Here is a 24,130-nt window from a genome sequence, read left to right on the forward strand (position 1 = left end):
CTGCTTGGTCAGGAGCAACGGCCGACGAGGTTCTTGCCGCCGTGGTGGATGAGGACCTGATTGTCGTCTTCCTCGCTGACCGCGGCACGATGAAGCGCCTGGCTCGCGCGCTCGTGCGCCACCGGCACGGCTTCCACGCCGCCGGCCGCACCGAGAACGACAGCGTGCGCGTCGCCTCCCGCGACTGCCGCTTCGGCCCTCAGCACGTCCCGCCTTACCTCCCCCAGCCCTGGTACGACCAGCACTCCGCCGACTTCGCCGACCGCCTGAACAACCCCACCAGCTACACACCCCGGCACCTGCGGCGAGCCGTCAGCCTCAAACTCGCCGAGATGGCGGCCGGCGGCTCCTACTCCCAGTGCGCCCGCCTGCTCGGCATCCCCGTCGCCAAGGCCACCAGCACGATGAACAAGCTCCGCCCGCAGATGGGCCCCACCCCGTGGAGGGACTTCGAGCACCGCGTGGACCAGATCGCCCGCCGCCTCGACGACGACCAGACCCGCGTCGACTACACCCGGCGCCGCACAGCCCTCAACCACTGGCAGCTGCCCGCCGAACACTGGGCCGAACTCTTCGACGACCTGAGCTCCCGCTTCCCCCGGATGGCCGGCGACGACGGACGGCTGACCGCCACCGTCCTGGTGTGGACCGACATCGCCCAGGCCGAATACACCCACAGCCCCGTACTGACCGGCCTCCGCGAGGCGAAGGCGGACACCGGACGGCTCATCGACAACATCACTCAGACCTACACCCCCGCCAACCAGAAGGCAGGACGCCTCGTCCTGCGCCGGCGCATCACCGCCTACGCGGACCGCCTCGCCCAGCGCCTGGACCCGGGACACCGACCCGAGCGGCCGACAGGGTGAACGCTCCGGTCACCGCCGCCGCGTGCTCCCGTTGTGCACACCGACCCGTCAGGTTGCGGGTGCCAGCGACGGTTGACGGCGCAACCCTGACCACCGGCGCCCGCACGACGACCTCGCCGTCAACGATCAGCGGTGGTGGAGCGAGAACGAGGTGTTCGCCGGGTCGGCCCGGGCGCGGTGCCCATCTGCGGGACGTCTTGGACCGCTACAGCACCTGCCCCCGCTGGTCGGCGAGGACGCGCCAGAGGCGCCCGCCCTGCCGCCCACGCCGAAGGCGACCAGCCGCTCCACGCCACGGGCGGGGACCCACCCCCTCCGGTGCGGGGCCGTTGGCCGTGCACCGGCGCGGCGGTGATGGTCAGTGCGGGCGCTGCCGCAGTTTGGGGTCGGTCGGTTCCCCGTCGTAGGCGACCGGGCCCTCGTTGCGGGCGTGGTGGTATCCGGCGAGGCGGGTGCGGTTGCTGTCGAACTGGATCGCTCCGGCCTCGCCCTCGGCGTTGCGCCAGGTCAGCGTGGTCGGTTGGCGGTCACCGTTCCTGAACAGCAGGAGCAGGCGCCCGGCGTCGTACCAGCCGTCGCCCCAGTCGAAGCGGTTGTTGAACTCCACCGCGTCCGCAGGCGGAGCGTCCGTCGCGATCGGCACGCGGCTTAGCAACTCGCCGCGGAAATCCTGGAGTTCGCCGGCCGGACTGCGGCGGCTTCCGCGGAAGTCCGCCGTCCCGAAGCCGACGGCCACCTGGGTGCCGTCGCCTTCCTGCCAGGAGAGATTGCTCAGCCGGACCTGGCGTGGCTCGCCCATGCCCAGGTAGAGCTCAAGATCCGGCTGCGGGTTCCAGGTGACGTCCCCGATCGCGCGTACCTCGGTCCGGTAGACGAAGACCTCGTCCGCCGTGTCGCGGGCGTGCATCTCTTTGCTGGACTTGTCACGGTCGTAGACGGCATCGAGCGTGATCCGGTACAGCCACAGCATCATGGTGGCCCGCTCGGAGCATCGGATGGAGAGGGTGTTCTCCCCGGTCCGCAGGAACCGTCCGGGCACGGCGAACCTGTTCACCTGCTCCTGGTCGCCGCCGCCGGGAATGCGCCAGTCCGAGATCACCGGCTGGTCGTTGACCAGGACGTCCATCGGAGCGAAGCCGGGTTCCTCGTTGTTCTTGGACACCAGCGCGGTCACTTCGAGTGTCATCTCGGTCTCCAGGGCCGGGTCCCGGTGCGCCACCTGGAACCGGATGTCGACGGTGCCCCCGCGATCCATGGTCAAGTGGCCGGGAGTCTGCTGGACCGCCTGGTAGGAGAATTCGGCGTTGCCCAGCAGGGGCGGGTCAGCGGAGAAGTCCACGAACGTCGGCTTCATGATGGTGCTGTCCTCCGGAGTGGGTGCGGTACGTGGTCAGATGCCGATGTGGACGAACGGGGCCCAGATGTACGGGCTCCTGAGCGTTCGTGCGCGCACGCCGCTCACCACGTCGCGGAACACGCGGGCGGCGTTCTCCTCCGTCGGGCCGAGCGCGGCGTAGAAGTCGCTCGCCACCCGGGCGGCATGTGAGTCCTGGACGTTCCACAGGGTGCCGACCACCTGGGGGAATCCCGCCAGTTGGAAGGCAGAGGCCAAGTGCAGAACCTCGTCGGCCAGTTCGAGATTGCTGGGGTCAGCGCTGCGGCAGGCCGACAGGTAGGCCAGGCTGGCCTGGTCGAGGTGGACCGAAGCGAGCCTATCGACCGTCAGCGGCCCGTCCGCGTCGCCGTCGAGGATGATCCTGCTCAGCAACGGATCGTCCGGGTCGGTCTCAGCGTGGCAGGCGAAGTGCGCGATGTCGCAGTCGGGCAGGTGCTTCAGCACGTTCGTCGCCGTCGCGGCGGCGGGTGAGGGCGGTAGGCCCTCCAGGAGTCTGGCGTGCGGCCGGGCTCTGATGAGCGCCTCGGTCTCCTGGCGGACGTCGAGTTCGTTCTGGCCGGCCACCCTGGGGGCGGCGACGATCAGGGGGTGCGTGGTCCTCGATCCGGCACGCCCACGTTTGGCGGCCTGGCCACGTGCGTAGTGCAGGGCGCGCAGCGTCGGAGTGTAGGAGGAGGCGGTCAGCTCGATCACCGTGTCGCGCGAGCCCTTCGTGTGCTTCCCGGCCGCATGGACGGGAAGCAGCGCAAACGGGCCGCAGGGCATCCACCAGACCCTGGGCGGCTCCGCGGTAGTGCGATGGTCGGCCGTGACCGTCCGGAGCACGGGCTCGGCGATTTCCTCCCAGAGCCATCGGAGCAACTCGGTCATCCCGGCCTGGGCCTGCAGTTGGGCCTTCATGCTGCTGCCTGGACGGGTCGTTTCGAGCTGCTCCTGGAGGGCCGACACCCGGTGGTTCACCTGCTGCTCGTCCAGGCCGGAGAAGTGGACGACCTCGATGCCGTCACCGGTGATGAGCAGGGCATCGGAGTGGTCCTCGGTGGTGGTCAGGATCACGATCGGGCCCTGGTCCGCCAGCGCGAGCAACTGGTCGCGCTCCAGCGGCAGACCGAACCGCTGGAATCCCTCCAGGGAGCGGATCTCCCTCAGCAAGCAGTCGAGTTGATTGGCCCAGAACTCTCGCTGGCTCTGCCGCTGTTGGGCAACGTCAGGGTCGGTCGGTCGCGTGGTCTCCTCGTCGAGCCAGTCGCGCAACTCAGCGAATTCTCTGGCCAGTTCGGGGCGTTGTTGGACCAACTCGCTGAGGTCGGTGCGGGCCGTCAGCCCGTGGCCGAGCAGCACGGCGCGTCCCAGTTCGAGTGCCTGGACGGCTTGGAAGGCAGGTTCGGCGGTGGAGCCGGAGCCGGCGTGCAGGGTCAGTGCGGCCGCACGCCGGGCGAGGCCACTGAACCCGGATAACTCGCGCAGGCCGGTTCCGCGCTCCAGATGGCGCGGTGCCAGCAGAGGGAGGAGTGCGACTGCCTCACGCAACAACGCTGCGGCGCCGCCCGGGTCGTCCGTCCCAGTCAGCCGGGACCGGCCGATGTAGCCGCTGATCCGAGCCGACGCCGCCGCCGCCCTGAGGTCGTCGACCTGCTCGAACCGTGCCAGGGCCGTCGCCCTGTAGGCCTGATCGCCCGTCTGCTCGTAGCGCTTCTCGTACACCCGGCCCGCGTTGAGCAGGTATTCCGCCTTGTCGAGGTCGTAGACGTAGCCGAGCTCCACGGCCTTGTCGGCGGCCTCGGCGGCCTCCAGCAGGGCCGCAACCGATCGCTGATCGTCTGCCGGGTAGACCCGGGACAACACGACCGCCAGGCAGTGCCATCGCCATGCTTCATCAGGACGTCTCGGCTGGCTGCGGACAATGCGTCTCCACAGCCCCGCCAGTCGCTCCGCCGATTCGACATCGACCGAGTTCGGCTCGGTCGTCAGCCGTTCTAACTGTTTCAGCGCGGGGCCTTGGGCCAGGTGGCCCAGCGAGACCAGCAGGCGTTCGCTGGGCATGTCATCGAAGCCGCCGTGGACGAAGCACGGCAGAAGGAGCTCCAGGGCCCGCTCTTGGGAGTCCACGTGGGCCCGCTCCGACCCGAGGTAGTCGAACCACTCCAGCCGGCCGAGCTGGTAGCGGGCCAGCAGTGCTGGCTCAGCGAACGACACTTCGCCCCGCTCGTCGGAACGGACCAGCTCCGACAGCGCCACACGGCCGGCGATGACCGACGGATCGTTCAGGATGCCGAACGCACCATGGTCCAACTTCGCGTTCCAGCCGCTGACTCGGGCCACTAACGCGTCCCGGTCGGTCGATTCGGCCACCGGCCCCACCTCCCCCGCAAGTTAAGGTACTCTGCCCCCGCCGGTTCTGACCGAGTACTTGGTGAAGAACGTGATCCGTCACGGGTGCACCGCCTATCGCAGTTGCTCAGGGGGTCGGGTTTGGACGTGGTTCAAAGGCGACTGGCCGAGTTGTGCCAGCGCAAGACGGAGATCAGCAGCTCCGTGGAGTCCGAGGAGATCGGGCGGCAGGTGGACCGGGTACTGACGGCCGCAGCCGGCGGCCACGCCGATCTCGGCGACCTGCTAGAGGCGCTGCATGGAATGCTCCAAGAGGCAGGTGCCGCGAGCGGCCTCGACGGCGACAGCGAGCGAGGGCCCAGCCTCCCGGGCACCGGCGGTGGGCCGGAGGAGACGCTCTACCTGTGTCCGAGTCGGCGTTGTGCCATGATGTGGACCCCGTCCGAGGGCGGGTCGATCGAGGTTCCGCTCTGCGCGGTGGACAGCAAGCGACTCTTCTACTACCGGGGTTGAGGCCGTGGGCGGTTTTTTCTCGGCGCTCGGGAAGTCGCTCGCCGAGCGCTGGCTGTCGTTGCTGGCACTGCCCGGCGCCCTGTTCGTCGTGGTGACGGTGATGGCGAAGACGCTGGGGTGGATCCACCCGTTCCGGTGGGCCGCGCTGGCCGACCACCTCACCCACTGGGCCCAAGCGGCCGTGATGCGGTCGGTCGGTGGACAGGTGCTGGTGCTGCTGGCCTTCCTGGCCGCAGCCGCCGGAACGGGCGCGGTCGCGCAGACCTTGGGCTCTGTCGTGGAACGGCTGGCGCTGGCGGAAGGCTGGCAGCACTGGCCGCCGCCGACCCGGGACGTGGCGAATTGGCTCGTCCAGCGCCGCCGAGCACGGTGGGACCCGTTGGCGCTGGCGTACGCGTCCGAACGCGCAGCGCGGAGGGAGGCAATCGTCGCGCGACATCTGGCAGGCGGTCGGAGTCAGACCATCGAGGAGACAGCCGCCGCAACCAAGGCGCGGGACGATGCCTACCGGGCGATGCTGCCGATCTCCATCGAGCGGCCGGACCGACCCACCTGGACCGGTGACCGGATCAATGCCGTCCGGGTGCGCCTGAACCGCGATCTCCACCTCGACATCGGGGTGATCTGGCCGTACTTGTGGTTGGAGCTGCCGGGTGACGTGCGCCAGGAGATCACCGCCGCCCGTGCAGCGCTGTCCCGTGCGGCGACCCTGATGGCCTGGGGCACGCTCTACCTGCTGCTGACCTCCCTGTGGTGGCCGGCCTTGCTGATCGGAGCGAGCACGATCCTGGTCGGCCGCGCCCGGTTGCGCGCGGCGGCCCACGAGTACGCCGTGCTCCTAGAGGCCGTCACCCGTAGCCGGGCCGACGACCTCGCCGCGCGGACCTGGTACACGCCCGATCAGTACGAACGGGTCACCAGCCAACTGCAAGGCTCGCCCCCCACCGTTCCGCAGCCGCGGAGCTGACCCGGAGTTCCCTTCCACGACAACACCGTCACCGCCGACCGCTCCAACGGCAGACTGCGCACCCGGCCCCACCCCGCAGCCGCTGCCCTGACTGGCGTGCATTGATCGGCCTCGGCCTCCTGCCCACCTAATCGACGGCTACGGAGTTGACGAGCTCTATATCGACCGGCACAGCGCGGGCGGTGTCGACTGGAACCGCGGGCTGCTCCAGTCGACACCGCCGACAGCCTCGGCCTCGACCCACCGGCGCCTCGAGCTCGGCCTTGTGGCCTCGACCAGGGAGAATAGAAAGGTGCCGGGTTGACCGCGCTCTCGCCGCGCGAGCGCTTGAGCTCAACCTCACCGACTGCGACTGCTTCTGGGCTGCCGTCCTCGTCCAGGCCCCGTGAGTCGATTCGGCCACCGTGACCCGTCCGGCGGAGTACTTGGAGGCGAGGAACCGCACGCCGAACATGACGTCCATGTTCTGCTTGATCAGGCTCTGGATAGGCCGCACCGGTTCCACATCCGAGCCGACGACTTTCTCGGTCGATACAGGCGCACACCCGCTATTTCTTCGTCCTACGGACAAGCACTTATGGTGACAGATATCGTCGGTAAGTGTCATCAATCGGCGGTAGTCGCAGCCATGATGGCTTGCCGGTCACGCGTCGCCCGCAGCGCCCAAGCCTCACTCAAAGACCACCAAAGAACACATTTCTGCTGGTCACCAGGGGTACGGGACGTGTACCACCAGCAGACGAAGAATCTCCTCGTGTCGTACTCGCCGAAGAAGCTCGGCTTCTTCTAGACACAGGAAAAGGGCGCCTGAGCAGGTGTTCCACCTGCCAGGCGCCCTTCATGTCCCGCGTCCAGACCATGGAGCGAAGTGCGAGGTGATTCCCGCCATCTCCCGCCCCTGTCCCACCTCCGACCAGCTGTTCCGGGGCATTTCCGGGTCAAGGCCGGGCACATGTGTCGATCGCCCGATCCATCAGCCTGGCCCTGGCGGCCGAACGGGCGGGTCGTCGGGGTTGGGGATCGGCGGGGAGTCGCTGACGACTCGTTTGCCGTCCAGGGTGTAGTCGCGGTGCCGTCGCCGCGGTAGATAGCCCTCGGGACAGAGTCTTCTGCCCTCCACGGCCGGCGCCGAAGGGGGTCCTGCCCCTTCTTCCGGGAGATCGGGGGACGGTGGCGGTCCGGCGCGGTCGTCCGTTCGGTCGATCCGGACGCACTCGACGTCCGGATCGACCTCGCAGGGGATGACCATTGGGCGGTCGTCCCGCGCCGGAACGTCACTCGACTCCACCCGGGCCTCCCCAGTAGAAGTGCGATCCCCAGGTCGACGTGCCGGTGAAGTCGGTGGAGATCTGGTAGGCGTTCGGGTTCGTCACATAGGGGTAGCCCACCACCGGCGTCATCGTTCCGGCCGCGTCGGACTGGTAGGTCAGGTTGCGCATGTAGGCCGCTCGGCCCCAGCCCTCCGACGGGAAGCGCCCGCTGCCCATCCAGGTGTACGTGGCCTCGGGGTGGTTGGCGACGTCGTCGACGATCTCGCCGCCCCAGTCGATGGAGGCCGCGTGGTCGCGCAGTCCCGTGGCGTTGAACAGGCTGGTGGGGTAGCCGCCCATCCATTCGTTGCCGATCCGGATCCACCATTTGTTCAGGTACAGCATGACCTTGATCGCGAGGTCGTACTGGTCCCCCGCGTACACGCTCTCCGCCACGCGGATACCGGGGTAGACCGTGCTCGACAGCTGCTCCCACCCCTTCACGTCCCGGTTGTAGCCGCCGAGGTAGTTGCCCATCTGCGTGTAGTTGTTGGTGGTGTAGAAGATGAACAGGTGCGGATACCAGTCGCCGTAGAGGTCGTAGTAGGTCTGCACGCCCACCTCGACGGTCTGCAGGTCGGTCCCGGACCCCGATCCCCGTACCTCCCACAGCTGCCCCAGGGAGAACTCGTTGGACCACTGGACGTAGGGCCGCCACGTGTTGATGAAGCCTTCGGTGCCGTAGTTGGCCACGCCCTGGGCGGCGTGGGCGTACTTGTGCACGGCGGTGGCGGCGCGGGGCAGGGCGAGGCCGGGATCGTCGGGCGGCGTGGACCGCTTCGCGTAGATCCCCTTCGACAGGTAGTCCTGCAGGGTTCCGACCGGGGTGATGCGGTCGAGCGGCTTGCGCAGCATCGGGACGGTGCCGGGAGGTCCGGTCTCGTCGCGCGACTCGCCCGCTTCGAAGGGCTGGGGCGAGGACGGGCGGTCGGGGTCGTTGGGGCGGTCCGCCGCCTCGATGTAGGGCGGTTCGCCCGGGGACTCGGCGGGGACCCAGTCGAGCGCGTCGCCGGACTCGGTCGTCGTGCGGGCGACGACGTTGCGCTCCGCGTACTGGTCCTTGAAGTACTGCCGGATCTCGTCCAGTCGCTCGGCCGCGTCGTGTTCCAGCTCACGGCCCGATCGGAGGTGTGGTGGTGGCGTCTCCGGCACGTCGGGGTTCCGCTCGATCCTGCCCGATTCCATCGTGCTCTCCTTCGTGGCCGAGGCCTTGGCGGCCGAAGGCCGTACGCGCCGCACGGGAGCGGTGGCCCTGGCACAGAGCACCGGCATGCGTTCGGTGCGGCGGAGAGGAATACGTACGGGGAGATCGGGCCGTCATCGGCGGAGTCTCACTTGTGCCCCTTGTTCACCATACGCGCACTTCCCCGGGCCCGCGCGGGGGTTGTCCTCCCGTGCGCGGGCACCCGATTGCAGGGGGTGCTGTCCCGCAGGAGACTGAAGGCGTACCCCGTTTCGGCAGGACTCGGTTCGATTCCCCTCGACCTCGGAGGAGTCCGCCGTGGGACCGCACAAGGCCGAGCGGAGCACCCGTCCACGACGCCCTCAACGGCAACATGTGCGCCTGGGACAAGAAGTTGAGGCGGGCGGAGTGACGTACGGGAATTGAAGGGGATTCATGCTCATCGCCGGCGCCACCGCCCTCACGGCGTTCATCTCTTTCGTACACCAGGAGGCGATCGGACATGGAATTGTTCACCGGAGCGTACGGCGACAATCTCCAGGCCGAGGGGGCAGCCGACCGTAACCGGAGCATGCAGAACGCTCTCAACGGTTTCATGAACGGGCTGACCGGAGCCGACCGCACCGCACTCGAACGGGTCGCCCTCACCGTGGTGGCTCTGGAGGACACCGACGACCGCGCGTGGGCGGGCCACCGGCAGAACGAGGTCCACTTCTCGGGCAGCCTGGTCAAACTCCTCGCCATGTACGCGGCACACACACTCCGCTTCTTCTCCCGTCAACTGCTCCTGGAACAACAGCCGTCGTCGCCGGACGCCTTCTTCCTCGCCCTCTCGTCCGACTTCGACCAGAAGATCAAGAACAAGACCCCGAACGCCATCACCATCCAGCACGGGAGCGACCCCACCAAGCTCGTGCCGGCCTACCGGACGGTTCTCGAACCTCAACTCGACGCGGCGGGGCGCCCGATCGGCGTCGAGTTCACCTTCGACTACCGCACCCAGCTCAGGGGGATGCTCCTCCAGCAGCAGAATGCCGGCGCGGCGGCCAGCATCCACGGCGTCGCGTTCGGCTTCATGAACGCCAAGGCCGGAGACGACGGCTTCTTCCGTAGCCAGACCCAGCAGGGCATCTGGCTCGCCGGCGACTACCTGGCGCAATGGACCCCGGTGCGGATCGCGTCGACGAACGACGGACAGGTCGCCCAGGCGACCACAGCCGTGGACATGGCGAAACTCGTCACACGGATGTTCGACGGCAGCCTGGAGAGCGGCAGCCCGACGGATCTTGTCCAGATGCTCGTGGGTGGCGGCCGCAGCTGGTTCCACCGTGAACTCCTGTGGCCGAACGGCGGGCTTTCCGCCACCCACGCGAAGATCGGCATCGGCCCGCTCAAGCCCAACAGCGCCGGTGTCGTCGAGAGGGTTGTCTCGGAGGCCCTCAAGGTCCACGACAGCAACCGGAACCTCGACTTCGTGGTCGTGTGGCAGAACCTCAAGGTCCCCGCCGATCCGACCAGAGCCGAACTTGAGCGGGTCTCCCGCATGGTCGAGGCCACCATCAACGGCTTCCAGCCAACCGTATGACGGTACGCATTCGGACGTCATGGACCGAAGAAGGGCAGGCCCATGGCCCGGGAGAGCGTTGCCGCCGGCCGGCCCCGCGAGAACGGCGTCGCGCCGACCACGGTCCGGGGCGGGCCGCTGCTGGTCGGGTGAATTTGCGCACCGGACCGGGGGCGTCCCGCGATTCGTGGCCGCGCGCCGGTCCTCGGGCGGGGATAGCGTCGGGGAGTTCCCGATCCCCATCCGCCTCGGTTCCAGAGTCACCCGGTGACCCGTGGGCGGAGAATGGTGCCGATCAGATGAACGTCCTCCATCTCCCCACGGCCAGCTGATGGCAAGCCCCCTACCGCAGTTGGCGGCCGAACTCCGCGCGGGGCTCGACCCGCTGCTCCCGCTCCTCTCCGGCCTCCCCCAGGCCGACCGCAGAAAGCGCCTCGCTCAGGCGCTCGGGCTGCCCGGTGACGCGCTGACCGCGGACACACTGCTCGTACGGTTCGCCCTGACGCACGTGGCGGCCCCCGGCGACGTATGGCCGGTCCTCGTCGACCTGCTGCGGACGGCCGTCAGGCAGTCCCCGCCGGCCTGGGCGCTGGCCATCGACGAGGTCCTCACAGCGGGGCCGAGTGCCGTGCAGGATCCCCTCGTCGGTGCCCTGCCCCCGAAGATCGACCTCTCCCTCGTCCTCACCGGCGCGCTGCCCCTCGTACCCGGCCTGGCCGTACGCGACGGGGTCAGTCTCGTGCTCTCCCTGCCGTCCGCCGCACCCGACGACTCCTCGCTGACCTTCCGGGCCGACGGTGTCGACTTCGCGCTGACCGACCACGCGCTGCTGAAGCTCCTCGTCCCCGGCGGCCTCGTCCTCAAGGGCCGACTGGGCGCCACGCTCGGCAGGAGCGGGCTCCGCCTGGAGGGCGGCGGCAGCGGCAAGGGGATCGCGGTCCCCCTCAGCGGGGCCCCGTCCGGGGTGCGCGCGCCCTCTCTGTACGTGTCCGCCGAGAACGGCGGACTGCGGCTCGACGCGTCCTTCCGGGCGTCGCTGCTCGGTCTCGCGGACGCGGCGGTGGACGGCGCGGGGCTTGTGGTCCGCCCTTCCGGCGCGGGGTACACGGCGGCCCTGGTACCACCGAAGGGCCTCGGGCTCACCCTCGCCGTCGGCCCCGCCAAGGGCAGCGGGTTCCTCGCCGAGCACGACGGCCAGTACCGGGGGGCCCTGTCGCTCAGCCTCGGCGTCGTCGAGGTGCAGGCCTTCGGGATCCTGGACACCCGTCCGGTGTCGGTCCTGGTCGCCATGAGCGCCGAGTTCACCCCGGCCATCGAACTGGGCCTCGCCTTCACGCTGAACGCCGTCGGCGGTCTTCTCGGCATCGGCCGCGCGCTCGACCGGGCGGGCCTCGCCGAGGTCGTCCAGTCCGGTCACCTGGACGACCTGCTCTTCCCCGCGGACGCGGCTGCCGCGGCGCCGCGCATCCTGGCCTCGCTGGGTGCGGTGTTCCCCGCGCGTCCGGGCAGCACGGTCGTGGGGCCCATGTTCCGGCTCGGCTGGGGCCGTCCCGTCTCCTTCCTCACCGCGGACGTCGGGGTGGTGCTTGAGCTGCCCAGCGGTGTGGTGGGCATCCTCGGCCGGCTCCGGGTCGCGCTGCCCGCCCCGCAGGCTCCGATCCTCGACCTGCGGGCCTCGGTCGCGGGTGTCGTCGACGCCGCGAACGGGCTGGTCGAGATCAATGCCAGCCTGGCGGGTTCCCGGCTGCTGACCTCCTCGATCGACGGCGGTCTCGCGCTGCGCGCCAAGAGCGGGCAGGACGCGACCTTCATCCTCAGCGCCGGCGGCTTCCACCCCCGGTTCACCCCGCCGGCGGGGTTCCCGACGCCGAAGCGCCTCACGATCCCGATCGCGGACAGCCCGCTGTTGCGGATCGTCTTCACCGGCTACTTCGCCCTCACCCCGGGCACCGTCCAGGCGGGCGCCGAGCTCTCCGCCGTCATCGGTTCGCGCAGCACCGGTGTGTCCGGGCGGCTCTCCTTCGACGCCCTGGTGCGCTGGGAGCCCAGTTTCGGTGTGATGCTCGACCTCGGCGGCTCCTTCGCGCTGCGCGTCGCCGGGGAGACGCTGTGCTCGGTCGGGCTGCGGGTCCACGTGGAGGGGCCGACGCCCTGCTGGAACGTCGCCGGCCGCGCCAGCGTGTCCTTCCTGTTCTTCGACGTCAGCTTCCCGTTCGACGAACGCTGGAACTGCACCGGCGAGGCCAAGGCCCCGCCGCCCCCGGACGTCGGCCGACTCCTCGAACAGGCGCTGAAGGACCCCCGGAGCTGGGAGCCGGTCCTCCCGGAGGGGGCGCGCACGATGGTGTCGCTGCGTACCGACGAAGCCGGGGGACGGCTGCTGCACCCGCTCGGCCGGCTCCGCTTCAGCCAGCGCACGGTTCCGCTGGACACGCCGGTGGTCCGGTTCGGACCGGGCCGGCTCCCGGCGCCGGTCTCGTTCGGTGTGACGGTCGGATTCTCCGCCGGGGCGGGCGTCGTGAAGCCCGTCGAGGAGGACTTCGCCCGGGCCGACTTCTTCGATCTCACCGACGACGAGAAGCTCACCCAGCCCGCCTTCGAGCGGCTTCGCTCAGGCAGCGAACTGACCCCTCCCCCGTCCTCGGCGACCGCCCCCCGGTACTCGGTCCCGGTGGAGTACGAGACCAAGTGGCTCGGCGGCACCGTCCACACCCCGGGCGCGCGCTGGGTGATCACCGACGCCGCCCTGACGGCCGCACTGCCCTGGGGGGCGGTCGGCCGCAGCCTGGTGCACGCACTGAGCAGCCGGTACGCGACCCCGCCGATCACGTCGGTCCTGAAGGAGCGGACGTACGCGATCGTGCACACCGGCACCCTCAAGGAGGCGGGCGGGTTCCTCCGGACGGCCACCTTCACCGAAGCCACAGCCCAGCTGAGGACCGTTTCGGGCCGGTCCGCGCTGCACCAGGTCGTGCCCGCACACGAGGTGAGGCCATGACCACGTACACCTTCGCGTCCTGGGAGCGGGCCGGGGCCGCCGCATCGCTCGCCGACCCCGACACCCTGGTCAACACGATGCCCGTACGGGGCTCCCTCGCGGCCACCGCTTCGGTGAACGGCCGTCCCGAGCAGCAGGTTCCGGTCCCACCGCTGCGGCTGTACGGGCCGGGCGATGTGCGGGCGATCGATCACAAGGAGATCGTGCGGCTCTTCCCGCTGCCCGGCACACCGGACGCGGAGACCACCAGGTTCCCGATGCTGGAGTTCGAACGGGCCGAACTGCCCTGGCTGTTCACCCCGCTGGCACCGGGACCGGCGGGCGCCCTGCGGCCCTGGCTCGCCCTGGTCTGCGTACCGTTCGCGGCGGGCCGGCCGCAGCGGGAGCCGGGCATCCCGCTGCCCGTGCTGCGGGTCGACGGGACCGAACTGCCCGATCCGGCCTCACTGCACCTGTGGGCCCACGCCCAGACGCTCCCAGGACACGAGACCGACCCCCGCCGATCCGTCTCCCGGCTGCTCGCTCCTCGCCGGCTGCTGGCGCACACCGGCTACACCGCCTGTCTGGTCCCCTCCTTCGAGGTGGGGCGTCTGGCCGGGCTCGGCAAGGACGTCGCCGGCGGGAATCTCGCACCCGCCTGGACTCCGGGGGCCCGCTGCGAACTGCCGGTCTACTTCTCCTGGACGTTCTCCGCCGGCGAGGGCGGCGACTTCGAGACGTTGGCCGACCGTCTGCGGGCCCGCCCTCTGCCCCCGCACGCCGGTCGGCGGCCGCTCGACGTGAGCCGCCCCGGGCTCTTCGCGACCGGTCCCGGGCCCGTCGTCCAGGAGGTGGAGAGCGCCCTGCGCGATCCGAACGCCCCGGCGCGCGACCCGTGGCCGGTCGGCGAGCCGAGCGCCCAGTGGCAACAACGGCTCGCGAAGGCGCTGGTGCCGGTGGGGGACGGCACGGGTGACGAGGACCCCGACGTCCTGCCCCCGCTGTACGGCGGCTTCCACGCGCTGCGGACAGGGGCGGTCCCGACGTCCTCGGGCTGGCTCGACACCCTGAACCTCGATCCTCGGTGGAGGGTGGCCGCCGGACTGGGCACCCGGGCCGTGCAGGCCGACCAGGAGCAGCTCATGGCCTCGGCGTGGCGGCAGCTCGCCGACGTACGGGCCGCCAACCGGCTGCTCGACCTGGCCCGGTTCGCCCGGCTGGTCGGCGGACGGCTGCATCTGCGGCACGTAAGGCCGCTCTCCGCCGACGAGGTCCTGCGGCTGGCCACTCCCCTGCAGAGCCGTCTCGCGCTGACCGCGGACACCACGCTGTGGTCCTCGATCCGGGCGAGTCTGCTTCCGAACGCCATGGCCACCGCGGAGTTCCACCGCGCGGTGCGCCCGATGGGCGTGCTCAGCCGGCGGGTGGGGCTGATCGCCGGGCGGGCGGCGAACGCTCCGCAGCCGCCGTTCGCCACCGTGCTGGCCTCCGTCGCCGGTTCCCCCACCGGCCTCGCGGTGCCCCGGCGGGATCCGGACGGCACGGTGGCGTTCGCACTCGCGCCGGAGCGGGTGGTGGACCCGGAGCGGCTCGCCGCGGTACGCAAGGTCTTCGCGCCGGAGGACGGGGCGCCGGAGGCCTGGCGGCAGGTGGCGACCGAGGCGGCCCGGCGCTCCGTGCAGCGCGCCGTCACCACCGAGCAGCTCGCCGCCACCCGCCCGCTCGCCGCGGTCTCGCTCAACCGTGCCTTCCGGCTCTCGGCGCTGCCCGAGGTCGAGGTCCCCGAGGGCTTCCTGTCGTTGACGAAGGTCACCCCGCACGGCGATCTGGTCTTCCCCAGCGGCCGGAGCGGTCCGGCCGGGCTGGGCCTGCTCTCCGACGCGAACGCCGAGACCGTGGCCAGGGGCCGGTTCTCCGGCGCGTTCGACGGGCTCTGGGACGGGGCGGGCGCGGGCGATCCGGCGGGCGTGTGGAGGGGCAAGTGCGCCGGCAGCTGGGACATGGGCGCGGAGCGGTCGGGTGTCTGGAAGGGTGCCTACGAGGGCACATGGAGCAACGGCCCCGGGCAGGACGGCGGCGATCCCACCTGGATCGCCCTGTACACCGGCACCTGGGAGTCCGGCTCGGAGCACGGCACCTGGCGCGGCGTGTGCACCGGCAACTGGAGCCCGGAGAACATCAGTTCGGACGGCGTCTTCACCGGTACCTGGCAGTCCGCCGGCCACCACGGCACATTCCGAGGCGCCTGCCCGGGGAGCTGGGACTGGTGCGACGCCGATCCGACCACCGAGCTCTGGTGGGCGGACTGCTCAGGGGGGCTGCTGGTCACCGGTGAGGGACCCGGGCCCGAGCAGGAGCCGTGGACGGCCGACGGTCTCAAGGACCTCGTCGAGACGTGGCACACGACCGGCAGCCTCGGCCTCGGCGTCTTCACCCACCCGGGACCACTGTCGAAGCAGAGCGATCTGCTGCCCGCCCCGGCCGTGCTCGACACCCGCCCCGAGGACGTCAAGGACATGCTGGTCCAGGCGCACGACCGGGTGCTCGGGCCGTCGCAGGCGCCGCCGATCCCACAACGGGACCCGTTCCCGGCCCTCCAGGCCCAACAGAGGATCGTGGATATGACGGATCCCGCGGTCACCGTGCCCGCCGTCGTCGACACCCTCGTCGAACGGCCCGCGGGCACCGATCCGGAGGTTCCGGTGCAGTGGGCGCCGGTCTTCGACGACCCCATGTGGCCGCCGCTGTCGGCACAGTCCAACGAGTGGATGTTCGCCGGTCTCCAGCACATTCCGGCCGACACAGCGGTGCTCGCCCTCACCAACGCCCCCTTCGTCGCCGCCTACATGGCCGGGGCCAACCACGAGTTCGCGCGGGAGCTGCGCTGGCGCGAGTACCCGACCGACCAGCGCGGCACGTACTTCGCGTCGTTCTGGGGACAGACGAAGGATCTGCCGCCCCTGCACACATGGCAGCGCGACCTGACGCTCGGAACGCATCTGACCGCCCCGCCCGACCGGGTCGTCCTGGTGCTGCGCAGCGCCCTGCTGCGCCGCTACCCCGGTGCGATCATCTACGCGGCTCCGCTGCTCGACACCGAGCCGAACGAAGCCGCCGCCCGCCATCCGATCTTCCGGGGCGGCCTGGATCCCGACACAGCCATGATCGGTTTCGACCTCACGAAGACCGAACTCCTCGCCTCGCCCTGGTGCTTCGTGATCGCGGAGCAGCCGACCGAGCCCCGGTTCGGGCTCGACGACCCGCCGGACAACGCGCTCACCGACCCTCCGGCGTCCGGGGTCTGGGGCCGCCCCTACACCGCGCCGCCCAACACCCCCAGCACTGCGGACGACTGGAACAACCTCGACTGGAGCCATCTCTTCGACTCCAAGGAGGCCTATCTGGCCGCGACCCATGCCCCGGGCAACCCGCGGCCCAACGTCGCCCACGAGGGTCTCGTGTGGGGCGCGAGCGCCGCGGGGACCGCCCGCCAGTGTTTCCAGCAGCCCGTCAGGGTCGTCCTGCCGGCCGCACGACTCCTGTCCCCCTGAGGAGAACGACACATGACCGATCTCGGCGCACTGCGCCGGGCCGTGACCGAGGCCGAGGAGCACCGTGCGCTCCTCGGCCCCCGGGCCACCGCCACCGACCGGCAGGCCGCCTTCAGCCGCATCGGCACGGCCCGGGGCGCCCTGGACGAGGGCGTGCGTACCTTCGCCGGGAAGGGGTTCGCCCCGCTGCTCGCCGGCCTGAATCCAGAAGTGCCTCTGGTGCTCCTGCCCGTACGGCTGGAGACCCGGGTGCGGAGGGACGGCGGCCACGACAAGCTGCTCGTGCGCGTCTTCCCCGACGACATCCATGTCGAGTCGCACGAGCCGCACCCCACCGCGGGCGAGGTGGAGCAGGGCCGCCGCTACTGGCGGACGGTGTGGCGGGCCGGCCGCAGCGACAACGCGGACGGGGACCGCGGCCGGCTGCTCCTCGCCGCCTGGGGGCAGCTGTCGGGCGCACTCGGCGCGCAGCGGGCCCGCCTGCTCGTACGGCTGCTCACCCCCGTCTCGGACACGCGGCCACCGTCGCCGCTGCCCGACTCCGCACCGGATCCGGAGCCGTCCTGGCCCGAGGTCCCGGTCCGCGGGCGGGGCTGGAACCGGGCGGCGACCGCCTCGACCCTGCCGGACCTCTTCGTCGTACGGGCGTATCAAGGCGATGTGCTGGTCGGTGAGAAGGAGGGCAGGCCAGTCCCGGACGTCGTGCAGGTCGGGCCCGACCCGGACGCGACGCCCGCGGAGGGCGAACCGCACCTCGACCCGGAGCTGCGCTGGCTGACGAAGTTCTCCGAGGCGGAGGAGAAGGGGCTCGCCGTCACCGTGCCGCTGGACCGGGACGGTTACGAGCCGGCCAGGGAACCACTGCTCACCCGGGTGGTCGCCTTCGGGGTGTCCGGTTCCCTCGACCCCGAGGCCTCGGCGGGACGGCTCACCCGGCTGCTGGCCGGCCGGGACGGGGACGGCGAGGCGGCGTTCGTGCGGCAGGGCACGGCGACCAACAACACCCGGGACGAGGCCGGTTCCGCGCCGCCGCCCCCGGACGTGGACGGGCTGCTCGGTGCCTTCGGCCCCGCCGCGGCGCCCGACGAGTGGGCGAACTGCTCCCGCCTCGCGGCCGCGTTCGGCATTCCGGTGTCCGCGCTCACGGCCCTGCCCGGGGCCGACGAGCCGGAGCAGGCCGACGCACGCGCCCTGCAGATGGCCCTGTGGAGCGCCACCGGGGACTTCTACCTCGACGAACTCCTGGAGAAGGACCGGGGAGGCACGGAGCTCACCGTCGACCGCTCCTGGCTGCGCCGCCACTACTACGAGAACGTACGGGCCCGGGGGCCGCTCCCGGTTCTGCGGGTCGGCAGGCAGCCGTACGGGGTGCTGCCGGTCACCGCCACCGCGCGCTGGCAGCCCGACGGGCACGAGCCGTCGGGTCTGAAGGGGCTGCACCGCGTCCTCGGCGTGCTGCGCCCGTTCTGGGAGGTCGGCGTCGGCACCCTGCCCCGGGTCGGCGGCCCCGACCAGCCCGGGGAGACCCTCACGCTGCCCAAGCCCGAACGTGACGTGCTGCGCGCCCTCGGAATGGCGCCGGTGTCGCGGACGGTGTCGGTGCGTTCCGTCCAGGGCGGGCTCCTGGCCTGTTTCAAGGACGCCTCGCTCAGCATGAGCGGCATCAGCTTCGGCGGCACCGGGTACTGCGTCGGCGACACCCCGGAGGACCGGCACTCCCAGGCACTCAACGCGGCGCTCGGCATCAGCTACCGGCCGAAGATCGGCCACCAGATCAACGGGGCGGCCACCCGGCTGTGGCTGCCGTACGTCCGTCCCGCGAAGCTGCCCGAAGGCACCGAGCCTGCGGACGACCTGACCGGGTTCCTCAACGGAGTCGTCGAGCGCTTCGAACTGATCAGGCTCACGGTCCGCAAGGAGGAGGCGCGCACCCTCCTGGAGGCGCTGCTGCGGCACACCGCGAACCTGGAGTACGGGCGGGCCGCGTCCGGAGTCCGTGACCCGGACGCACTGTGGCCCCGGCTGCGGTTCGCCGACGCCCTGCTCAACCCCACGCACGAGCTGAACACCCTCACCAGCGCCAAGCTGCTCGCCCGGCCCTTCACCCTGGGCAAGATCATGGCGCTGTCCGCGCCGACGGCCGCCGCGGACGGCGGGACCGACAGTGGCTCGACCGTGTACCGGACCATCCTCGACGCTCGTGCCTCCATGGCCGGACAGGTCTTCGAGGCGGCGACCCGGCGCAACGGTGTTCTCGGCCTGCTGGGCACGGAGCGGCCGTGGAGCGTGCGCCTGGCGGAGATCGACGCCGCGTTGCAGTACCTGGCCGGCCGGGTGAAGACCTGGCAGGGCCGCGAGGAGGATCCCTTCGCCGCCATGGAGCGGCTGCTCGGCGAATGCCTCGACCTCGTCTCCCACCGGCTCGACGCCTGGATCGGATCCCTCGCCACCGCCCGCCTCCACGCCCTGCGCCGGCCGGGCCGCAGCCCGACCGGGGTGCAGCTGGGCGCGTACGGCTGGGTGGAGAACCTGACGCCCGCCGGTGTGCCGCGCAGCCGGGGATGGGTGCTCGCTCCCTCGCTTCCGCAGGCCGCCACCGCGGCCGTGCTGCACAGCGGCAACCTGTCGCACCCTGCCGACGCCGGTGCCTTCGCGGTCGACCTGTCCTCGCGGCGGATGCGGGTGGCCATGACCGTCCTCGACGGCGTCGCCCAGGGCCAGCCCCTGGGGGCTCTGCTCGGCTACCGGCTCGAACGGCGGCTGCACGACGAACGGGAACTGGCCGACGCGCCCCTGGAGCTGGACCGGTTCATCGCTCCCCTGCGGGCCGAATGGTCGGTGCAGAGCGTCCAGCACCCCGCCGCGGGAGCGCAGGAGTTCATCGGTGCCCACGACGTCACGGACGGCGCACGGCTCGCCGGGGTGCCCGTGAGCGAGGTCGTCACGCACCTGCGAGCGCACTCGGGCGGCTCACCGATGACCCCCGACGAGGAAGGGGCCGTACGGCGCCACCTGACCGCGCTCCGCGACGACCTCGACGCCGTCGGGGACCTGCTCCTCGCCGAGAGCGTCCACCAGCTGACCCAGGGCAATCCGGACCGCGCCGGAGCCACACTGGACTCCCTCGCCGCGGGCGGGCAGCCGCCACCACGGCCCCAGGTGCTCGACACGCCGCGGCGCGGCGTCCCGGTGAACCACCGGGTCCTCGTCGTGGTCCCGGAGGGCTCGCCCCGCGCGGCGGGCTGGGACGGCGCACAGCAGACCACCCGGCCGAGGGCCGAGGCCGAACCCCTGCTCGACACCTGGGCCGGCCACCAACTCGGGGCCGCCGCCCGGATCAAGCTGCGCGCCGCGTGGCTGCGTCCCGGCCAGGAGGCCGTAACGGGCACCGCCACGGTCACCGAACACACATGGCCGCTCACCCGGCACTGCGCCCTGGACGTGGTGGCGCTCGCCGCAGCGGGCCGGCTGCGGACCGTGCTGGGGCAGGCGCTCCTGCCGCAGCGGCCGTCGACCGTGCCCGACGATGCCGTCCCCGTCCTGCTCCCGGACCGGGCCTCGGGCTGGACCCGTACGACCGTGGACATCGCCCAGCTGGAGGCGCTCGGTGCGACGGTCGCGGCCGTGCTCGCGGCCGCCCGGCCCGGCACCACGGCCGACCTGGCACCCGCGGACAATCCGCCTCCGCAGGCCACGGACCCGGAGTTCTCGGACCGCGCGCAGAAGGCCCTCGCCGGCCTGCGGGCGGCGCTGGAAGCGGCGAACCTGGAGAAACTCGCCGCATACGGGGTGACCGGGCCGCCGACCGGACCGGCCGACGAGCAGGCCGACCAGCTGGCCGCCGCCCTGCGCGAGGCGAAGGAGCGGATCCGGCTCGCCGAGCAGGAGACGGCGGAGGGCGGACCGGGGGCCGCGGCCGAGGTCCTGGAGGCGGTCTTCGGGCCCGGGTTCCGGGCCGTGGGCCGGTCAGCCGCACCCGCCTCCGACGCGCTGGACGCCTCGTTCGGCCCCGGACTCGACCGCGGCGGCGACGCTCGCCTGGTGCCGGGCGACTGGGCGGAGCTGATGGGCACGGTGCGGCCGGGCACCGGCGCCTTGGCGGATCTGCTGCTGCACACCGGTGCCGCGGCGACGGGTACCGGCTACGCCCTGCGGATCGGGCAGGTGCCCTTCGCGCCGGGCGACCGGTGGGTGGGCGCCCTGCGCAAACCCGCCGACGAGGACAAGCCGGCCACCGGTCTGCTGGTGCACGGCCCCGCACAGCCGCTCGGAACGGGGAAGGCCGCCGTGCTCGTCGTCGATGCGTGGGCAGAGCTGATCCCCGCTCAGCAGCACACGGCGGGCGCCACGTTCCACTACGACGCCCCCGGGGCGCGGGCTCCGCAGGCGGTGCTGGTCGCGGTGGCGCCGGTGGTCGGGGTGCCGTGGACCCCGGACGTGCTGGCCGCCACCGTCGACGAGGCGTTCGCCCTGGCGAAACTGCGGCTCGTGGACCTGGACGCGCTGGGCTGGCTGGGACGTTACCTGCCGGCCGCGTATCTGCCCGAGGGTGCGATGGGGACGCAGCCCTCGGTGCACCTGCTCAACATCATGAAACGGCCGGACCTGGCCGACGTCATGGAGCAACTGATCAAGAAGGAGTCCTGACGATGTTCGACGTCATTTCCTTCAACCAGTACCACCGCCTGGAGCCGGTGGTACGGCCGAGCGGCACCGGTGGGCAGCTCGACGAGTCGCTGGCCGCCCGGGTGGCCGACCCGTTGTTCATGCTCGCCCGGCAGTGGCAGCTGGCGGAGTTCGCGGGCGAGGACGGCGGCTCGCCGGTGTGGTGCGAGATCGCCACCGAGAGCACTCCGCTCGGCGCGTTCCGCCCGGCGGGTGGAGGGGCGGAGATCCCTCTGCCGAAGGGGGTTCCGCTGGAGTTCCTCGCGGAGGCGGGGGGCGCGCCCGGTGAGACCGCGAAGGCGCTGCCCCTGCGGGCCTTGGCCCGGGCCGGGCGGCGCTTCCTCGACACGCTGCGCACCCAGAGCCTGTCGGACACCGTCCTGGAGCAGATCGACGCCGCGGTGCTGGCGAAGGCGCCGCTGCCCCGGCCGCCCGCGCAACCGGAGGAGGACCCGCTCCGGCGCGACCCCGGCGGGCGGGCGTTGCGCGCGGTGCTCGCGGGCAGGGTGCCCGACGGGGTCGCGCTCGCCGGGCACCTGGACGACGGCTGGCGGCCTCCGGGGCTCTCCGGAGCGCAGCAGACCGCGTTCGACAAGGCAGCGGAACTGTGGCTGGAGTGGTTCACCGATCGGTACGGGGCACCGGTGACGTCGAGTTGGGCCCGGGAGCGGCTTGAGCACCGGTTCGCCGTCACGGCCGAGCCGGGCGGGCGGGCGGTGACACTGACGGCACCCGAGTTCACCGGGGGCGCCGCCGACGCGTACCACTTCGACCTCGACACCGGTACGACCCCGCTGCCCGCGCCGACCGGTGGCACGGCGAAGGGCGTACTGCCCACGCGGGTCACGTATCCGGGCATGCCGGCGGACCGCTGGTGGGAGTTCGAGGACGCGCGGGTCAATCTGCCCGCCGTCGGGGCGGGGGTGCCGGACCTGGCCCGGCTCCTCGTCGTCGAGTTCGCGAACATCTACGGCAACGACCACTGGATGATCCCCCTGGAACTGGCCACGAGCGCGCTCCACCGGATCTCCGGGCTCACTGTCGTCGACACCTTCGAGGACACCACGGTGGTCGGACCGGCCGAGCACGACGCCTGGTCGGTGTTCCGGCTGACGAACGCCCGGGACGGCAGGGCCGGGCCGCCGTTGCTGCCGCTGTTGCCGACCGCTTCGGCCCGACTGGAGGGCACGGCCGTCGAGGAGGTGCTGTTCGCCCGCGACGAGATGGCCAACCTGGGCTTCGCGATCGAACAGGTCGTGCAGAGTGCCACCGGCAGGCCGCGGGTACGCGCCGACGAGCCGTCGGACACGGATCCGCAGGTGCCACCGACCGATCCGGCGGCGCTCGCCTACCGACTGCTCACCCCCGTGCCGGCGCACTGGATCCCGCTCGTGCCGGTGCCCCTCGATGCGGGATCGGCCGCCGTCTGTCTGCGACGCGGGCAGATTCCCCGCTTCGCGGCGAACGGTACGAGGCTGCCGCAGGTCAAGGCGGCCGGACGGATCCTGGAGCCGGAGGTGAAGCGGGTGTCCTTCCGCGACGAGGAGATCCCCCGGTCGGGAGTGACCGTCACCCGTGTGCCGGTGGTGGCACGCGGTGAGGACGGCCGGGTCTTCCAGTGGGTGGGCCGCCGTGTGCGTGCCGGGAGGGGCGAGGCCTCCAGCGCCCTCGCGTTCGACGGAGCCGTACCGCCGAAGGAGCAGCGGTGAACGCGGGGCGGGGCAGCCCGCTCCCCCGGCTGGGACGGATCCGCACCGAGGCCGCGGGTACCGAGACGCTCGGGACCACGCGGTTCGGGACCGAGGCGTCCCGGATCGACGGGTCCGGGTTCGACATCCGCACGGATGTGTCGGTGATCGCCCTGACCTCCGACGACGCGGAGATCGTCGGCACGGACTGTTACGGAAGGATGTTCCGCTGGGAGAGGCTGACCGGGCTGCAACTGGCCGGTCCGTTCGCTCTGCACGCCAAGCGGACCATCTGGGCGATGGTGCTGACGCCCGATGACCTGGAGGTCGTCACCGGGGGCGCCGACGGCACGCTGGGGCGCTGGGACCGGCCGACCGGTACGGCCTTCGCCGAACGCTTCGCCGCCCATGCGGCACCGGTCCTCGGCCTGGCCCGCACCCGCGACGGCAACGAACTGGTGACCGCTTCCCGGGACGGCACGGTCCGCCGCTGGGAGCGGACGACCTGGAGCCCGCTCGGCGAACCACTGCGCGGACCCTTCGGCGCGGTGCGAGCGGTGGCCCTCACCCCCGACGACGACCTGATCGTCACGGCCGGCCAGGACGGCACCGTACGGCGCTGGAACCGCACGGCCGGCACGCCGCTCGGCGAGCCGCTGCGCGGACACGACGGTCCGGTGCAGTCGCTCGCGATCGGCCCCGAGGGACAGGAGTTCGCCTCCGGCGGCCTGGACGGCACGGTGCGCCGGTGGGACCGCGGTGCGGACCGGCCCACCGGGGCGCCGCTCATGGCGGGGGCGCCGGTGCGGTGCGTGCTGCTCACGAGGGACGGCGAGATCACGGCGGCCTGCTCGAACGGCACTCTGCACCGCTGGGACCGGACCGGGCAGCGTATCGGTGCGGCGCTGCCCGCGCACGCGACCGCCATCTGGTCCATGACGACGACACGGGACGGGGCCGAGCTCCTGACGGGCGGCTGGGACCGGCGGATCCTGCGGTGGGAGCGGATCACCGGTGTGCCGCTGCGGCCCGCCCGCACGCTGACCCGGATCGAGACCGTGCCGCGCCTGGAGATCCAGGGAACCACACCGTTCTGAGCGGCTTCCGGATGCCCTG

At 71.7% G+C, this 24,130-nt stretch carries 12 protein-coding genes; 9 read left to right on the forward strand and 3 right to left on the reverse strand.

The features are described from left to right. The coding region (locus ABT170_RS26670) for a hypothetical protein (RefSeq protein WP_502970571.1) at positions 1 to 869 on the forward strand (869 nt) is incomplete at its 5' end. Between the two features lie 358 nt (positions 870 to 1,227). Here the strand turns inward: ABT170_RS26670 and ABT170_RS26675 are convergent. Beyond that, entirely contained in the window at positions 1,228 to 2,223 is a 996-nt protein-coding gene (locus ABT170_RS26675; RefSeq protein WP_351871435.1) for a hypothetical protein, read from the reverse strand. A 36-nt stretch (positions 2,224 to 2,259) separates the two neighbouring features. Continuing rightward, entirely contained in the window at positions 2,260 to 4,617 is a 2,358-nt protein-coding gene (locus ABT170_RS26680) for a CHAT domain-containing protein (RefSeq protein ID WP_351871438.1), read from the reverse strand. A 126-nt stretch (positions 4,618 to 4,743) separates the two neighbouring features. Here ABT170_RS26680 and ABT170_RS26685 point away from each other — a divergent pair, with 126 nt between their 5' ends. Then, on the forward strand, positions 4,744 to 5,109 hold the full coding sequence (locus tag ABT170_RS26685) for a hypothetical protein (protein ID WP_351871441.1): 366 nt from the start codon (positions 4,744 to 4,746) through the stop codon (positions 5,107 to 5,109). A 4-nt stretch (positions 5,110 to 5,113) separates the two neighbouring features. Next, positions 5,114 to 6,076 carry a hypothetical protein gene (locus tag ABT170_RS26690; RefSeq protein ID WP_351871444.1) on the forward strand — a complete coding sequence of 321 codons (963 nt, stop codon included), beginning with the start codon at positions 5,114 to 5,116 and terminating at the stop codon, positions 6,074 to 6,076. Positions 6,077 to 7,350: 1,274 nt separating this feature from the next. Here ABT170_RS26690 and ABT170_RS26695 read toward each other — a convergent pair. Further along, the gene (locus ABT170_RS26695) at positions 7,351 to 8,571 is read right to left on the reverse strand and encodes a neprosin family prolyl endopeptidase (protein ID WP_351871446.1); all 1,221 of its coding nucleotides are present in this window, start codon (positions 8,569 to 8,571) and stop codon (positions 7,351 to 7,353) included. 500 nt (positions 8,572 to 9,071) lie between these two features. On the opposite strand from ABT170_RS26695, the gene ABT170_RS26700 reads away from it, so the two are divergent. From ABT170_RS26700 to ABT170_RS26725, 6 genes are all read left to right on the forward strand, one after another. Then, positions 9,072 to 10,154, forward strand: coding sequence for a hypothetical protein (locus ABT170_RS26700; RefSeq protein WP_329940582.1), 1,083 nt, complete (start codon positions 9,072 to 9,074; stop codon positions 10,152 to 10,154). Positions 10,155 to 10,464: 310 nt separating this feature from the next. Beyond that, positions 10,465 to 13,131, forward strand: coding sequence for a DUF6603 domain-containing protein (locus tag ABT170_RS26705; RefSeq protein WP_351871449.1), 2,667 nt, complete (start codon positions 10,465 to 10,467; stop codon positions 13,129 to 13,131). Beyond that, positions 13,128 to 16,661 carry a serine/threonine-protein kinase gene (locus tag ABT170_RS26710; RefSeq protein WP_351871452.1) on the forward strand — a complete coding sequence of 1,178 codons (3,534 nt, stop codon included), beginning with the start codon at positions 13,128 to 13,130 and terminating at the stop codon, positions 16,659 to 16,661. The genes ABT170_RS26705 and ABT170_RS26710 overlap by 4 nt, the downstream gene beginning before the upstream one ends. Before the next feature lie 12 nt (positions 16,662 to 16,673). Then, on the forward strand, positions 16,674 to 21,308 hold the full coding sequence (locus tag ABT170_RS26715; RefSeq protein WP_351871455.1) for a hypothetical protein: 4,635 nt from the start codon (positions 16,674 to 16,676) through the stop codon (positions 21,306 to 21,308). A 2-nt stretch (positions 21,309 to 21,310) separates the two neighbouring features. Further along, complete coding sequence (locus ABT170_RS26720; protein WP_351871457.1) at positions 21,311 to 23,035, forward strand: hypothetical protein; 1,725 nt, start codon at positions 21,311 to 21,313, stop codon at positions 23,033 to 23,035. Then, a complete protein-coding gene (locus ABT170_RS26725) occupies positions 23,032 to 24,111 on the forward strand; it encodes a WD40 repeat domain-containing protein (protein WP_351871460.1) in 1,080 nt (359 codons plus the stop codon). Before ABT170_RS26720 ends, ABT170_RS26725 begins: the two co-directional genes overlap by 4 nt. Positions 24,112 to 24,130: the final 19 nt, after the last annotated feature.

The organism is Streptomyces sp. NPDC001787, assembly GCF_040297465.1.
In the GTDB taxonomy this organism is placed as follows: domain Bacteria; phylum Actinomycetota; class Actinomycetes; order Streptomycetales; family Streptomycetaceae; genus Streptomyces.

Coding starts and splice junctions, on each gene's coding strand:
- ABT170_RS26705 (WP_351871449.1), top strand. CDS start 10,465: ATGGCAAGCCCCCTACCGCAGTTGGCGGCCGAACTCCGCGCGGGGCTC.
- ABT170_RS26710 (WP_351871452.1), top strand. CDS start 13,128: ATGACCACGTACACCTTCGCGTCCTGGGAGCGGGCCGGGGCCGCCGCA.
- ABT170_RS26715 (WP_351871455.1), top strand. CDS start 16,674: ATGACCGATCTCGGCGCACTGCGCCGGGCCGTGACCGAGGCCGAGGAG.
- ABT170_RS26720 (WP_351871457.1), top strand. CDS start 21,311: ATGTTCGACGTCATTTCCTTCAACCAGTACCACCGCCTGGAGCCGGTG.
- ABT170_RS26700 (WP_329940582.1), top strand. CDS start 9,072: ATGGAATTGTTCACCGGAGCGTACGGCGACAATCTCCAGGCCGAGGGG.
- ABT170_RS26695 (WP_351871446.1), bottom strand. CDS start 8,571: ATGGAATCGGGCAGGATCGAGCGGAACCCCGACGTGCCGGAGACGCCA.
- ABT170_RS26675 (WP_351871435.1), bottom strand. CDS start 2,223: ATGAAGCCGACGTTCGTGGACTTCTCCGCTGACCCGCCCCTGCTGGGC.